This is a genomic window from Ramlibacter sp. JJN2-2R (assembly GCF_057747835.1).
In genome coordinates, this window is sequence record NZ_CM173226.1 from 28,262 (window position 1) to 39,957 (window position 11,696).

The 11,696-nt window shown below is 69.5% G+C and carries 14 protein-coding genes; 3 read left to right on the forward strand and 11 right to left on the reverse strand.

Going from position 1 to position 11,696, the window contains the following annotated elements; translation table 11 throughout:
• Positions 1 to 80 precede the first annotated feature (80 nt).
• Genes AC3ANR_RS00130 through AC3ANR_RS00140 form a run of 3 tightly spaced genes read right to left on the reverse strand, consistent with a single transcriptional unit; the run spans position 81 to position 2,302 of the window.
• Positions 81 to 1,085, reverse strand: coding sequence for a YheT family hydrolase (locus tag AC3ANR_RS00130; RefSeq protein WP_488289856.1), 1,005 nt, complete (start codon positions 1,083 to 1,085; stop codon positions 81 to 83).
• Entirely contained in the window at positions 1,085 to 1,534 is a 450-nt protein-coding gene (locus tag AC3ANR_RS00135; protein WP_488289857.1) for a YybH family protein, read from the reverse strand. Before AC3ANR_RS00135 ends, AC3ANR_RS00130 begins: the two co-directional genes overlap by 1 nt.
• A 9-nt stretch (positions 1,535 to 1,543) precedes the next feature.
• Complete coding sequence (locus tag AC3ANR_RS00140) at positions 1,544 to 2,302, reverse strand: hypothetical protein (RefSeq protein ID WP_488289858.1); 759 nt, start codon at positions 2,300 to 2,302, stop codon at positions 1,544 to 1,546.
• Positions 2,303 to 2,347: 45 nt separating this feature from the next.
• On the opposite strand from AC3ANR_RS00140, the gene AC3ANR_RS00145 reads away from it, so the two are divergent.
• Genes AC3ANR_RS00145 through AC3ANR_RS00155 form a run of 3 tightly spaced genes read left to right on the forward strand, consistent with a single transcriptional unit; the run spans position 2,348 to position 4,399 of the window.
• Positions 2,348 to 2,947: a LemA family protein gene (locus AC3ANR_RS00145; RefSeq protein ID WP_488289859.1), complete on the forward strand. Its 600-nt coding sequence runs from the start codon at positions 2,348 to 2,350 to the stop codon at positions 2,945 to 2,947.
• A 22-nt stretch (positions 2,948 to 2,969) separates the two neighbouring features.
• Entirely contained in the window at positions 2,970 to 3,890 is a 921-nt protein-coding gene (locus AC3ANR_RS00150; RefSeq protein WP_488289860.1) for a TPM domain-containing protein, read from the forward strand.
• Positions 3,890 to 4,399 (forward strand): TPM domain-containing protein, encoded by a 510-nt coding sequence (locus AC3ANR_RS00155; RefSeq protein WP_488289861.1) that lies wholly within the window; start codon positions 3,890 to 3,892, stop codon positions 4,397 to 4,399. The genes AC3ANR_RS00150 and AC3ANR_RS00155 overlap by 1 nt, the downstream gene beginning before the upstream one ends.
• Before the next feature lie 97 nt (positions 4,400 to 4,496).
• On the opposite strand, the gene AC3ANR_RS00160 is transcribed toward AC3ANR_RS00155, so the two are convergent.
• The 8 genes from AC3ANR_RS00160 to atpE all read right to left on the reverse strand — a co-directional run bounded on the left by AC3ANR_RS00160 (position 4,497) and on the right by atpE (position 11,679).
• Positions 4,497 to 5,594: an ABC transporter substrate-binding protein gene (locus tag AC3ANR_RS00160; RefSeq protein ID WP_488289862.1), complete on the reverse strand. Its 1,098-nt coding sequence runs from the start codon at positions 5,592 to 5,594 to the stop codon at positions 4,497 to 4,499.
• A 248-nt stretch (positions 5,595 to 5,842) separates the two neighbouring features.
• A complete protein-coding gene (locus AC3ANR_RS00165; protein WP_488289863.1) occupies positions 5,843 to 6,271 on the reverse strand; it encodes a F0F1 ATP synthase subunit epsilon in 429 nt (142 codons plus the stop codon).
• Between the two features lie 66 nt (positions 6,272 to 6,337).
• The gene (atpD, locus tag AC3ANR_RS00170; RefSeq protein WP_488289864.1) at positions 6,338 to 7,771 is read right to left on the reverse strand and encodes a F0F1 ATP synthase subunit beta; all 1,434 of its coding nucleotides are present in this window, start codon (positions 7,769 to 7,771) and stop codon (positions 6,338 to 6,340) included.
• A gap of 17 nt (positions 7,772 to 7,788) precedes the next feature.
• Positions 7,789 to 8,664, reverse strand: a complete 876-nt coding sequence (gene atpG, locus AC3ANR_RS00175) for a F0F1 ATP synthase subunit gamma (protein WP_488289865.1) — start codon at positions 8,662 to 8,664, stop codon at positions 7,789 to 7,791.
• Between the two features lie 76 nt (positions 8,665 to 8,740).
• Positions 8,741 to 10,294, reverse strand: a complete 1,554-nt coding sequence (gene atpA, locus AC3ANR_RS00180; protein WP_488289866.1) for a F0F1 ATP synthase subunit alpha — start codon at positions 10,292 to 10,294, stop codon at positions 8,741 to 8,743.
• Between the two features lie 34 nt (positions 10,295 to 10,328).
• Positions 10,329 to 10,859: a F0F1 ATP synthase subunit delta gene (locus tag AC3ANR_RS00185; RefSeq protein ID WP_488289867.1), complete on the reverse strand. Its 531-nt coding sequence runs from the start codon at positions 10,857 to 10,859 to the stop codon at positions 10,329 to 10,331.
• A gap of 10 nt (positions 10,860 to 10,869) precedes the next feature.
• Positions 10,870 to 11,340 (reverse strand): F0F1 ATP synthase subunit B, encoded by a 471-nt coding sequence (locus tag AC3ANR_RS00190; RefSeq protein WP_488289868.1) that lies wholly within the window; start codon positions 11,338 to 11,340, stop codon positions 10,870 to 10,872.
• 75 nt (positions 11,341 to 11,415) lie between these two features.
• Positions 11,416 to 11,679 carry a F0F1 ATP synthase subunit C gene (atpE, locus tag AC3ANR_RS00195; RefSeq protein WP_227753795.1) on the reverse strand — a complete coding sequence of 88 codons (264 nt, stop codon included), beginning with the start codon at positions 11,677 to 11,679 and terminating at the stop codon, positions 11,416 to 11,418.
• Positions 11,680 to 11,696: the final 17 nt, after the last annotated feature.

Genomic DNA, 11,696 nt, shown 5'->3' on the forward strand with positions numbered 1-11,696 from the left:
CGTTTATCGCCGCGCGGCGGCGCGCGTGGTGTCCGGACAAACCCGGCGAGGGTCGCCCCGGGGGACGCCCGCGCGACACCTCAGCCGAGGCAGGCGAGCAGCCAGTCGGTCACGTGCTCGGGCATCCAGCGCACGTGCGCCGGCCAGCCGCCGGCGGGAAAGCCCACATGGCCGCCCTGGCGCGGCTGCCACAGGCGCACCCAGTCGCCCACGGCGGCGGCCGCGGGCAGGCTCGCGGCCGGCACGAACGGGTCGTTGCGCGCATTGAGCACCAGCGCCGGGATGCGGATGCGCGCCAGGTGCGGCTTGGCCGAGGCCCGCGCCCAGTAGTCCTCGGTGTCCCTGAAGCCGTGCAGCGGCGCGGTGAACACGTTGTCGAACTCGTACAGGTCGCGCGCGGCCAGCAGCGCCTCGCGATCGAAGAGGCCCGGGTGCTGCGCAAGCTTGGCCAGCGCCTTGGGCCGCATCGTGCGCAGGAACATGGTCGTGTACACCAGCCGGTTGAAGCCGCGCCCGATCGCCGTGCCGCCGGCGGCCAGGTCGATCGGCGAGCAGACCGACGCCACCGCGTCGGCCAGCCGCGCCGCCTGCTGCCCGGCCTCGCCGGCCCAGCGCATCAGCGCATTGCCGCCGAGCGACACGCCCACCGCCAGCAGCGGCCCGGCGTGCCGCTCGCGCAGGCGGGCCAGGATCCACTGCACCTCCTCGTAGTCGCCCGAGTGGTAGGCACGCGGCCCGTGATTGAGCTCGCCGCTGCAGCCGCGAAAGTGCGGCACCACGTAGTGCAGCCCGCGCCGGCGTGCGGCGTCGGCGAACGCTTCGGCGTAATGGCTGCGCGACGAGCCCTCCAGGCCGTGGAACAGCACCAGCAGGGCCGCGCCCGGCGCGGGCGCCGTCTGCGCGATGCGCCAGTCGAGGTCGATGAAGTCGCCGTCCGGCGTGCTCCAGCGCTCGCGCCGGTACTCGGGCGAGCCGTCGGCGGTGCGGCGCGCGAACAGCGCCGGCCAGATCGTCTGCAGGTTGCCGCCCGGCAACCACCACGGCGCGGCGTACCGCGGGACCGTCGCGTCGGCCGGCAGCCGCATCAGTGCAGCACGGAGGGCGTGTCGGAGACCTCCTGGATCTCGCTGGGCGTGCCGGGGCTGGCGTGGTGCGCGACGAGGCGCCAGCCCTGGGTGGTCCGGTGCCAGATGTTGGTGGCGATCACCCAGGCTTCGCGCGGGCCCTGCGGCGTGAGCACTTCCACCCGCTCGAGCAGGTTGTGCACGCAGCTGGCGATCGACTCGACCTTGCGCACCCGCTCGGGCCAGGCACGGATGCTGCCGTTGGCGAACATGGCCTCGAAGGTGGCGCGGATGGCCACCGGGCCGACCACGCGCGGGCCGCCGGGATGGATGCAGACGATCTCGTCCTCGTCGGCCCAGCAGGCCATCAGCTTGTCGATGTCTGCGTTCTGCAAGGCGTCGTAGAACGCCGCCTCGATGTCGTCGGCATTGCCCTCGAGGTTGGCCGCCTGGAGCTTGGACTTGCGCATGGGTGCAATTTAGCCCGATTCCGGCCGCAGCCAGCGCCGCACCGCCTCGCGCACGTCGCCCTGCGCGGCCGACCAGACCAGCTCGGACGCGGCGACATGGATGCCCGGCGGGGCCAGCTGCAGCGCGAACGCGACGAACTCGGCGATCTTGGGCGATCGCACGGGCTGCTCGCGGCTGGGGACCATGTACCGGGTGACCGACAGCATCCAGCGCGCCAGCGCCGGCAGCCAGCCGCGCACGCCGTCGCCCCGGGGCTTCTGGGCCGAGCGCACGATCAGCACGCGCTCGAACCCGGACGCGGCGACCGCATGCTCGTCGAGGTTGGCGAGCCCGCGCTTGAGCGCCTCGGGCAGGCGGCCCTGCGCGTGCGGCAGCACCAGGGCGAGCGTGGACACGCCGCTGCGCCGCATCCAGCGCGCCAGCGCCGGCAGCTGTCCGGGCAGCGGGGTCCACAGGGCCCGCTCGCGGTCGTAGAACAGGCGCGGCGGCTCGAACAGCACGACCCCGGTGTCCGCGGCGCCCGCGGGCCACTGGTCGGGGTCATCGTCGGGCACGAGCGTCGTGCCGACGCCGCGCACGCCGGCCGTGATGGGCTCGCGCGCGAGCACCTGGGTCGACGCGAATTGCCGCTGGCCGACCAGGCGGCGCAGCACCTCGGCGCCCAGCGCGCCGGTGGCGCCGGCGATCACCAGGCGGGGGCGGTCGGCACGGGCGACGGGCGCGCCGCGCGCGGCGGCCTGCAGGGCTTGAAACGGCGCATCGCGCATCGCATCTATGCTACCGTCCGGCCTGCCCAGCCCCAGGAGATCACGATGAAACGTTGGTTCGTTGTCCTTGCCGCCGCGCTCGCCCTGTCCGGTTGCGGCTACAACGACTTTCAGCGGCTCGATGAGCAGACCCGCTCGGCCTGGGCCGAGGTGCTGAACCAGTACCAGCGCCGCGCGGACCTGGTGCCCAACCTGGTGGCCACCGTCAAGGGCGAGGCCAACTTCGAGCAGGAAACACTCACCCGCGTGGTCGAGGCGCGCGCCAAGGCGACCTCGATGCAGGTGACGCCCGAGACGATCAACAACCCCGAGGCGTTCCAGAAGTTCCAGCAGGCGCAGGGCGAGCTGTCCAGCGCGCTCAGCCGGCTGATGGTGGTGAGCGAGCGCTATCCGGACCTGAAGGCCAACCAGGGCTTTCGCGACCTGCGCGTGCAGCTCGAAGGCACCGAGAACCGCATCACGGTGGCCCGCAACCGCTACATCCAGTCGGTGCAGGAGTACAACGTGCTCTCGCGCAGCTTCCCCACCAACCTCACCGCGATGGCCTTCGGCTACCAGCCCAAGCCCAGCTTCACGGTGCAGAACGAGGCGCAGATCTCCACGCCGCCGCAAGTCGACTTCGGCGCCAGCGCGCCGAAGAAGTGACCGGCGCCGTCACGGCGGGCTGATGCGCAAGCTGTTCTTCGCCTGGGCGCTGGCGCTGTCCTTCGCGGGGGCGTCGCTCGCCCAGGGCGTGCTGCCGGTGCCCGCGCTCACGGCGCGCGTGATCGACCAGACCGCCACGCTCGACGACATCCAGCGCACCGGGCTCGAGCAGAAGCTGGCCGACTTCGAGAAGGCCAAGGGCACCCAGATCGCGGTGCTGCTGGTGCCCACCACGCAGCCCGAGGACATCGGCAGCTATGCCAACCGGGTGGCCAACGCCTGGAAGATCGGCCGCAAGCAGGTCGGCGACGGGGTGCTGGTCATCGTGGCCAAGAACGACCGCAAGGTCCGCATCGAGGTGGCCAAGACGCTCGAAGGGGCCATCCCCGACCTGGCCGCGCGCCAGGTCATCGACGATGCCATCACGCCGCGCTTTCGCCAGGGCGACTTCGCCGGCGGCCTGCAGGCCGGCGTGGACCAGCTGATCGCGCGCATCAACGGCGAGGCGCTGCCGGCGCCGCCGCCGCAGCGCACCTGGCCCGACGGCGAGGGCGGGCGCGGCGGCAACGGCTTCGACTGGTTCGACCTGGCGATCTTCCTGTTCTTTGCCGTGCCCATCGCCGGCGCCGTGCTGCGACGCATCTTCGGCCGGCCGCTGGGGACGGTGATCACCGGCGGCGGCGTGGGCGTGCTGGCGTTCCTGATCACCTCGAGCATCGCCGTCGCGCTGGTCGCCGGCCTCATCGGCCTGGCGGTGTCGCTGTTTTCCGGCCTGGGCGGCGCCCGCCGCGGCGGCTGGGTCGGCGGGCCCTGGATCGGCGGCACCGGCGGCTGGGGCGCCGGCGGGGGCGGCGGAGGCTGGGGCCGCGGCGGTGGCGGCGGCGGCTTCAGCTCCGGCGGTGGCGGTGACTTCGGCGGCGGCGGCGCCTCGGGAGATTGGTGATGCTGGCCCGGTTCAAACGCATCCTTCGCCATGGCTGGCTCGACGACGGCGCCACGCGCAAGGCGGTGCCGCCGGCCATGGTGGAGCGGCTGGCCGCGCGCGTGGCGGCGAGCGAGAAGCGCCACACGGGCGAGATCCGCATCTACGTGGAGGCGGCCCTTCCCCTGAGCTACCTGTGGCGCGATGCCACGGCGCGCGAGCGGGCGGTGGCCATGTTCGGCAAGTTGCGCGTCTGGGACACGGAGCACAACAACGGCTGCCTGGTGTACCTGCTGCTGGCCGAGCATGCGATCGAGGTCGTCGCCGACCGCGCGTTGGCGCGCTGCGTCGAGCCCGCCCACTGGAGCCGCATCGTGCAGCACATGCGCACCGCGTTCCGCGAGGGCCGCTACGAGGACGGGTTGACGCAGGCGCTGGAGGAAGTCTCGGCGCTGCTGGTGCAGCATTTCCCGAGCGCCCCGGACGCCGTGCGCCCCAACGAGCTGCCCGACCGGCCCGTGCTGGGCTGATCCTCGCTGCGCGCGGCCGGCGCCGTCACCCGTTGCCGCGCGCGCTCCATGCAACAGGGCGCCCGCAGGCGCCCTGGCTGGTTCGCGCGCAGCGGCGTCAGTCGCGCACTTCGCCGTTCGGGCGCAGCAGCGCGATGCTGACGTAGCTGCCGCCGTGGTGGAAGTTCGGCTTGAAGTCGACCACGTAGCCGCCGGCGTCGTAGCGGCCGAGGGCGGCCAGCGCCTTGTGCAGCGAGGCGCGCGTGACGTCCTTGCCCGTGCGGCGCATCCCCTCGATCAGCACCTTGGCGCCGATGCACGCCTCGAGCGCGGTGACCGACATCGTCTCCTTGTGGCCGGCGCCGGCCCAGGCCTCGGCGCACTCGCGCACCACCGGCACGGCCTGCGAGCGCGGATTGGGAACCGTGATGGAGACCGAGACGTTGTTGGCGTCGGGGCCGAGCGCCTTGGCCAGCTGGGTGGCGCCGGCGAACGACAGGCTGGTGATCATCGAGGCGCGGCCGGCGGCCTTGAGTTTTTTCACCAACTGCGCCGCGGGCGCATACAGCGTCGTGATGACCAGCACGTTGGGATTGGACGCGATCACCTGCTTCACCTCGGCGTCGGTGACTTCGGCATTGCGCTTGATGGGCACCGACACCGGCGTGCGGTTGAACTTCTTGAGGACGGTGGCCACGGTGTCGAAGTTCTGCTTGCCCACCGCGTCGTCGTAGTGCAGCACCGTGACGCTGGTGTTGCCCAGGTTGCCCCAGAAGTTGATGATCTTCTCGATCTCGTCCACGTAAGTGGCGCGGATCGTGTAGACGTAGTCGTTCTGCTTGCGGATGGTGTCGGCGCCGGTGAACGGGGCGAAGAACGGCACCCGGGCTTCCGCTACCGCCGGCATCGCCGGGATGCTCAGCGTCGCCGAGGCGTAGCCGAACAGCGCGACGGCGCCCTCGTCGTCGAGCAGCTTCCTGGTGTTCTCCGCCGACGCCTTGGTGTCGTTGCGGTCGTCCAGGGTCACCAGCTTGAGCTTGTGGCCGCCCACCCCGCCGGCGTCGTTGACCTTCTTGAAGTACGCCAGCGCCCCGTTGCGGATGTCGTTGCCCAGCTCGGCGTTGCCGCCGGTCAGCGGCGCGGACTGGCCGACCACGATGTCGGCGAAGGCGAGCGGCGAGGCCGCGAGCAGCACGGTGCAGAACAACTTGCGCATGGAAGGGCCCTCCATCTGGCCCGGCTCATCGACAGAGCTCTGGCTCGAGCATATGCGCGGCGCCCGCCGGCCCGTGTTCGGACTGACCCGAAGCCGCGACCCCCCGGCGCGTAACAAAACGTGATCGAAGTCCGCTGGCAACAAAAAGGGCCCCAGCCTGGTGGACTGGAGCCCGGCGCGCCGATCGTGCCGACGCGGTCTTCAGGTGGACGGCGGCACCGCATCGCTGCGGCGCCCGTCCGCCGATGTCATTTGCGCTCGCGGAACTTGCGCAACGCCGCGAGCTGCGCGGCCATCACGGCGAGTTCGGACTGCGCCTTGGCGATGTCGATCTCGCTCTTGGCGTTCTTCAGCGCCTCCTCGGCGGCGAGCCGCGCCTCGTTGGCCTTTTCCTCATCGAGGTCCTTGCCGCGGATGGCGGTGTCGGACAGGACGGTGACGCGGTTGGGCTGCACCTCGAGGATGCCGCCGGCCACGAACACGAACTCCTCGCCGCCGTCGGCCTTCTCGATGCGCACCGAGCCGGGCCGCACGCGCGTGATGAGCGGCGTGTGGCGCGGGAAGATGCCGAGTTCGCCGGCCTCGCCGGGCAGGGCGACGAAGCGCGCCTCGCCCGAGAAGATCGACTCCTCGGCGCTCACCACGTCGACGTGGATGGTGTGGGTGGGATCTGCCACTTGCGGTCCTTAGTCAGTTGGGGACAGGGCAGGCCGCGTTGCCTGCCTGCGCTGTCCCGCAAGGCCTCACGACGCCAGCTTCTTGGCCTTCTCGAAGGCCTCGTCGATGGTGCCGACCATGTAGAAGGCCTGCTCGGGCAGGTGGTCGCACTCGCCGGCCACGATCATCTTGAAGCCGCGGATGGTCTCGGCCAGCGGCACGTACTTGCCGGGCGAGCCGGTGAACACCTCGGCCACGTGGAACGGCTGCGACAGGAAGCGCTGGATCTTGCGGGCGCGGGCCACGGCCAGCTTGTCTTCCGGCGACAGTTCGTCCATGCCCAGGATGGCGATGATGTCGCGCAGTTCCTTGTAGCGCTGCAGCGTCTGCTGCACGGCGCGGGTCGTGGTGTAGTGGTCCTCGCCGACGACGTTGGGGTCGACCTGGCGGCTGGTGGAGTCTAGCGGGTCCACGGCGGGGTAGATGCCCAGGGCGGCGATGTCGCGCGACAGCACCACGGTGGCGTCCAGGTGGGCGAACGTCGTCGCGGGCGACGGGTCGGTCAGGTCGTCGGCGGGCACGTACACGGCCTGGATCGAGGTGATCGAGCCGACCTTGGTGGAGGTGATGCGCTCCTGCAGGCGGCCCATTTCCTCGGCCAGCGTCGGCTGGTAGCCCACGGCGGAGGGCATGCGGCCCAGCAGCGCGGACACTTCGGTGCCGGCCAGCGTGTAGCGGTAGATGTTGTCCACGAAGAACAGCACGTCGCGGCCTTCGTCGCGGAACGACTCGGCGATGGTCAGGCCCGTGAGCGCCACGCGCAGGCGGTTGCCCGGGGGCTCGTTCATCTGGCCGTACACCATGGCCACCTTCGAGGCGGCCAGGTCGTCCAGGTTCACCACGCCGGAGTCGGCCATCTCGTGGTAGAAGTCGTTGCCCTCGCGGGTGCGCTCACCCACGCCGGCGAACACCGACAGGCCCGAGTGCGCCTTGGCGATGTTGTTGATCAACTCCATCATGTTCACGGTCTTGCCCACGCCGGCGCCGCCGAACAGGCCCACCTTGCCGCCCTTGGCGAACGGGCAGATCAGGTCGATCACCTTGATGCCCGTCTCCAGCAGCTCCTGCGACGGCGACAGCTCGTCGTACGCGGGGGCCTTGCGGTGGATGGAGGCCGTGTGGGTCTGGTCCACCGGGCCGCGCTCGTCGATCGGGTTGCCCAGCACGTCCATGATGCGGCCGAGGGTGGCCTTGCCCACCGGCACCGTGATCGGCGCGCCGGTGTTGTAGACCATCGAGCCGCGGCGCAGGCCGTCGGACGAGCCCAGCGCGATGGTGCGCACCACGCCGTCACCCAGCTGCTGCTGCACTTCCAGCGTCAGCGCGGTGCCTTCCATCTTCAGCGCGTCGTACACGCGCGGCATCTTGTCGCGCGGGAACTCGACGTCCACCACGGCGCCAATGCACTGGACGATTTTTCCCTGAACGCTTGCGTTCGTTTGGTTGTTCGCTTGAGCCATTGTTTGCTCCAAAGAATTTAAACAGCCGCGGCGCCGGACACGATCTCGGAGAGTTCCTTCGTGATCGCTGCCTGGCGCGTCTTGTTGTAGACCAGCTTGAGCTCGCCGATGAGGTTGCCTGCGTTGTCCGTCGCGGCCTTCATGGCCACCATGCGCGCGGACTGCTCGGAGGCCATGTTCTCGGCCACCGCCTGGTACACCAGCGCCTCGACGTAGCGAAGCAGCAGGTCGTCGATGACGGTCTGGGCGTCGGGCTCGTAGATGTAGTCCCAGCCGTGCTCGCCGGCGGCGTGGGTCTCCGCCCGCATCCGCTCGGCGGACAGCGGCAGCAGCGGCTCGACCACCGGCTCCTGCTTCATCGTGTTGATGAACTTGGTGTAGCACAGGTACACCGCCGACAGCTTGCCCTCGGCGTACTGGTCCAGCAGCACCTTCACGGGGCCGATCAGGCGCTCGAGGTGCGGCGTGTCGCCCAGCTGGGTGACGTGCGACACGACCTTGGCGCCGATGCGGTTCATGAAGCCCAGGCCCTTGTTGCCGATGGCAACGACCTGCGACTGCACGCCCTGCTCCTGCAGCTCGCGCAGCTTGGTCGTGACCGCGCGCAGCATGTTGGTGTTCAGGCCGCCGCACAGCCCCTTGTCGGTGGACACCACGATGAAACCCACCGCCTTCACGTCGTTGTGGCGCATGAAGGCGTGGGTGTACTCGGGGTTGGCCTTGCCGAGGTTGGCGGCGATGTTGCGCACCTTGTCGCTGTAGGGCCGGGCCGCGCGCATGCGGTCCTGCGCCTTGCGCATCTTGGAGGCGGCGACCATTTCCATGGCCTTGGTGATCTTCTTGGTGTTCTCCACCGACTTGATCTTGCCGCGAATCTCTTTGCCTGCAGCCATATGCTTGGTTCCTTTTCCCCCGTTCGCCCCGAACCTGTCGAAGGGCTTCGACAGGCTCGGCCAGAACGGAAGGGGTTTAGGCGAAGGTCTTCTTGAAGGCCTCGATCGCGCTGGTCAGCTCGGCCTCGGCGTCCTTGTCCATGGCCTTGTTGGTTTCCAGCTTGTTGATCAGGGCGGCGTGCTTGTCCTTCAGCCAGGCGTGCAGGCCGGACTCGAACGACAGCACCTTCTTGACGTCGAGGTCGTCGAAGTAGCCCTTGTTCACCGCGAACAGCGAGGCGGCCATCAGCGAGATGGGCAGCGGGCTGTACTGCGGCTGCTTGAGCAGCTCCGTCACGCGGGCGCCGCGATCGAGCTGCTTGCGCGTGGCGGCGTCCAGGTCGGAGGCGAACTGCGCGAACGCGGCCAGCTCGCGGTACTGCGCCAGGTCGGTCCGGATGCCGCCGGACAGCGACTTGATCAGCTTGGTCTGGGCCGCACCACCCACGCGCGACACCGAGATACCGGCGTTGATGGCGGGGCGGATGCCGGCGTTGAACAGGCTGGTTTCCAGGAAGATCTGGCCGTCGGTGATCGAGATCACGTTGGTCGGCACGAACGCGGACACGTCGCCGGCCTGCGTCTCGATGATCGGCAGCGCGGTCAGCGAGCCGGTCTTGCCCTTGACTTCACCCTTGGTGAAGGCTTCCACGTAGTCGGCGTTCACGCGCGCGGCGCGCTCCAGCAGGCGGCTGTGCAGGTAGAACACGTCGCCGGGGTAGGCTTCGCGGCCCGGCGGGCGGCGCAGCAGCAGCGAGACCTGGCGGTAGGCGACGGCCTGCTTGGACAGGTCGTCATAGATGATCAGCGCGTCCTGGCCGCGATCGCGGAAGTACTCGCCCATCGTGCAGCCGGCGTACGCGGAGACGTACTGCATGGCGGCGGATTCGGAAGCGGAGGCGGCCACGACGATGGTGTATTCCATCGCCCCGTTCTGCTCCAGCGCGCGCACCAGGTTCTTGATCGTGGACGCCTTCTGCCCGATGGCGACGTACACGCAGGTCATGTTCTGACCCTTCTGGTTGATGATCGTGTCGACCGCGACGGCGGACTTGCCGGTCTGGCGGTCGCCGATGATCAGCTCGCGCTGGCCGCGGCCGATCGGCACCATCGAGTCGATCGACTTCAGGCCGGTCTGCACCGGCTGGTCCACCGACTTGCGGGCGATCACGCCGGGGGCGACCTTCTCGATCACGTCCGTCATCTTGGCGTTGATCGGGCCCTTGCCGTCGATCGGCTGGCCGAGGGCGTTGACCACGCGGCCGATCAGCTCGGGGCCGACGGGCACTTCGAGAATGCGGCCCGTGCACTTGACGGTGTCGCCTTCGGAGATGTGCTCGTACTCGCCCAGGATCACCGCGCCGACGGAGTCGCGCTCCAGGTTCAGCGCGAGGCCGAACGTGGGGACGCCTTCCTTGGTGGCGGGGAATTCCAGCATCTCGCCGGCCATCGCATCGGACAGGCCGTGGATGCGCACGATGCCGTCGGTCACGGAGATCACCGTGCCCTGGTTGCGGATGTCGGCGCTGGCGGCCAGGCCTTCGATCCGGCTCTTGATCAGTTCGCTAATTTCTGCGGGATTGAGCTGCATGTCTCGTTCCTTGTGTCCTTGGGAGCGGGGCGGCTTACGCCGTCAGCGCGACTTTCATTTGTTCGAGGCGGGCCTTGACCGAGGTGTCCAGCACCTCGTCGCCGACCACGACGCGGATGCCGCCGATCAGCGAGGGATCTTCCTGCACCGTGACATTGAGCTTGCGGCCGAAGCGGCGCTCGAGCGTCTGCGCCACCTCACCGAGCTGCGAGGCCGGGATCGGGAAGGCGCTGTAGACCACCGCGTCGGAGGAGCCGCCCTGGGCGTTCATCATCTCGCGGTACTGCGCGGCCACCTCCGGCAGCGCGGCCAGGCGGCCGTTCTCGATCACCGTGCGCAGGAAGTTCTGGCCCACCGGCGGCAGCGGCTCGCGCACGATGCCGGCGATCAGGTCGTAGACCTCCTGGTCGCGGACCTTGGGGTTGCCCGCGAACTGCAGCAGTCGGTCGTTGCCGGCCACGGCGGCCAGCGAGTCGAGCCACTGCCCGGTGCCGTTCAGGTCGGACTGGGTCGACTTGAACAGCGCCTCGGCGTACGGGCGGGCGATGGTGGCGAGTTCGGCCATCTCGGTTCCCTTACAGCTCGGTCTTCAGGCGGTTGAGTAGCTCGGCGTGGACGCCGGCGTTCACTTCCTTGCGCAGGATCTGCTCGGCGCCACGGACCGCCAGCGTGGCGACCTGGTCGCGCAGCGCCTCGCGGGCCTTGACGGACTGCTGGTCGGCCTCGGCCTTGGCGGAAGCGATGATCTTGTTGGCCTCTTCCGTGGCCCGGCCCTTGGCCTCTTCGATGATGCCCTGCGCGCGGCGCTCGGCATCGGCCAGCAGCGAGGCGATCTGGTTGCGCGACTTGGCCAGTTCCTGGTCGACCTTCGCGTTGGCGGCGGCCAGCTCGGACTTGGCGCGATCGGCGGCGGCCAGACCCTCGGCGATCTTGGCGGCACGCTCGTCGAGCGCGGCGGCGATCGGCGGCCACACGTACTTCATCGTGAACCCGACCAGGATCAGGAACACGATCATCTGAATGATGAGGGTACCGGTGATGCTCACTTGTTCATCCTTGTCCCCGGCGCGCGGCTCGCCCCGGGGAAGACGTTGACGGAAGGAAGGACGCCCGAAAGCGGCTTACTTCGGCAGGTTGGCCAGCTGGCCCAGGAACGGGTTGGCGGTGGCGAACCACAGGGCGATACCGGTGCCGATGATGAACGCGGCGTCGATCAGGCCGGCCAGCAGGAACATCTTGGTCTGCAGCTCGTTCATCAGCTCGGGCTGGCGGGCGGCCGACTCGAGGTACTTGCTGCCCATGATGCCGATGCCGATGCAGGCGCCGATGGCGCCGAGGCCGATGATGAGGCCGGCGGCCAGGGCGACAAAGCTGATAACTTCCATGATTGCTCCTAAGGACT

What these genes read in the sequence shown, in the direction of transcription:
- AC3ANR_RS00130 (WP_488289856.1), bottom strand. Translation starts at nt 1,085, where the DNA reads ATGCGGCTGCCGGCCGACGCGACGGTCCCGCGGTACGCCGCGCCGTGG.
- AC3ANR_RS00135 (WP_488289857.1), bottom strand. Translation starts at nt 1,534, where the DNA reads ATGCGCAAGTCCAAGCTCCAGGCGGCCAACCTCGAGGGCAATGCCGAC.
- AC3ANR_RS00140 (WP_488289858.1), bottom strand. Translation starts at nt 2,302, where the DNA reads ATGCGCGATGCGCCGTTTCAAGCCCTGCAGGCCGCCGCGCGCGGCGCG.
- AC3ANR_RS00145 (WP_488289859.1), top strand. Translation starts at nt 2,348, where the DNA reads ATGAAACGTTGGTTCGTTGTCCTTGCCGCCGCGCTCGCCCTGTCCGGT.
- AC3ANR_RS00150 (WP_488289860.1), top strand. Translation starts at nt 2,970, where the DNA reads ATGCGCAAGCTGTTCTTCGCCTGGGCGCTGGCGCTGTCCTTCGCGGGG.
- AC3ANR_RS00155 (WP_488289861.1), top strand. Translation starts at nt 3,890, where the DNA reads ATGCTGGCCCGGTTCAAACGCATCCTTCGCCATGGCTGGCTCGACGAC.
- AC3ANR_RS00160 (WP_488289862.1), bottom strand. Translation starts at nt 5,594, where the DNA reads ATGCGCAAGTTGTTCTGCACCGTGCTGCTCGCGGCCTCGCCGCTCGCC.
- atpD (WP_488289864.1), bottom strand. Translation starts at nt 7,771, where the DNA reads ATGGCTCAAGCGAACAACCAAACGAACGCAAGCGTTCAGGGAAAAATC.
- atpG (WP_488289865.1), bottom strand. Translation starts at nt 8,664, where the DNA reads ATGGCTGCAGGCAAAGAGATTCGCGGCAAGATCAAGTCGGTGGAGAAC.
- atpA (WP_488289866.1), bottom strand. Translation starts at nt 10,294, where the DNA reads ATGCAGCTCAATCCCGCAGAAATTAGCGAACTGATCAAGAGCCGGATC.
- AC3ANR_RS00185 (WP_488289867.1), bottom strand. Translation starts at nt 10,859, where the DNA reads ATGGCCGAACTCGCCACCATCGCCCGCCCGTACGCCGAGGCGCTGTTC.
- atpE (WP_227753795.1), bottom strand. Translation starts at nt 11,679, where the DNA reads ATGGAAGTTATCAGCTTTGTCGCCCTGGCCGCCGGCCTCATCATCGGC.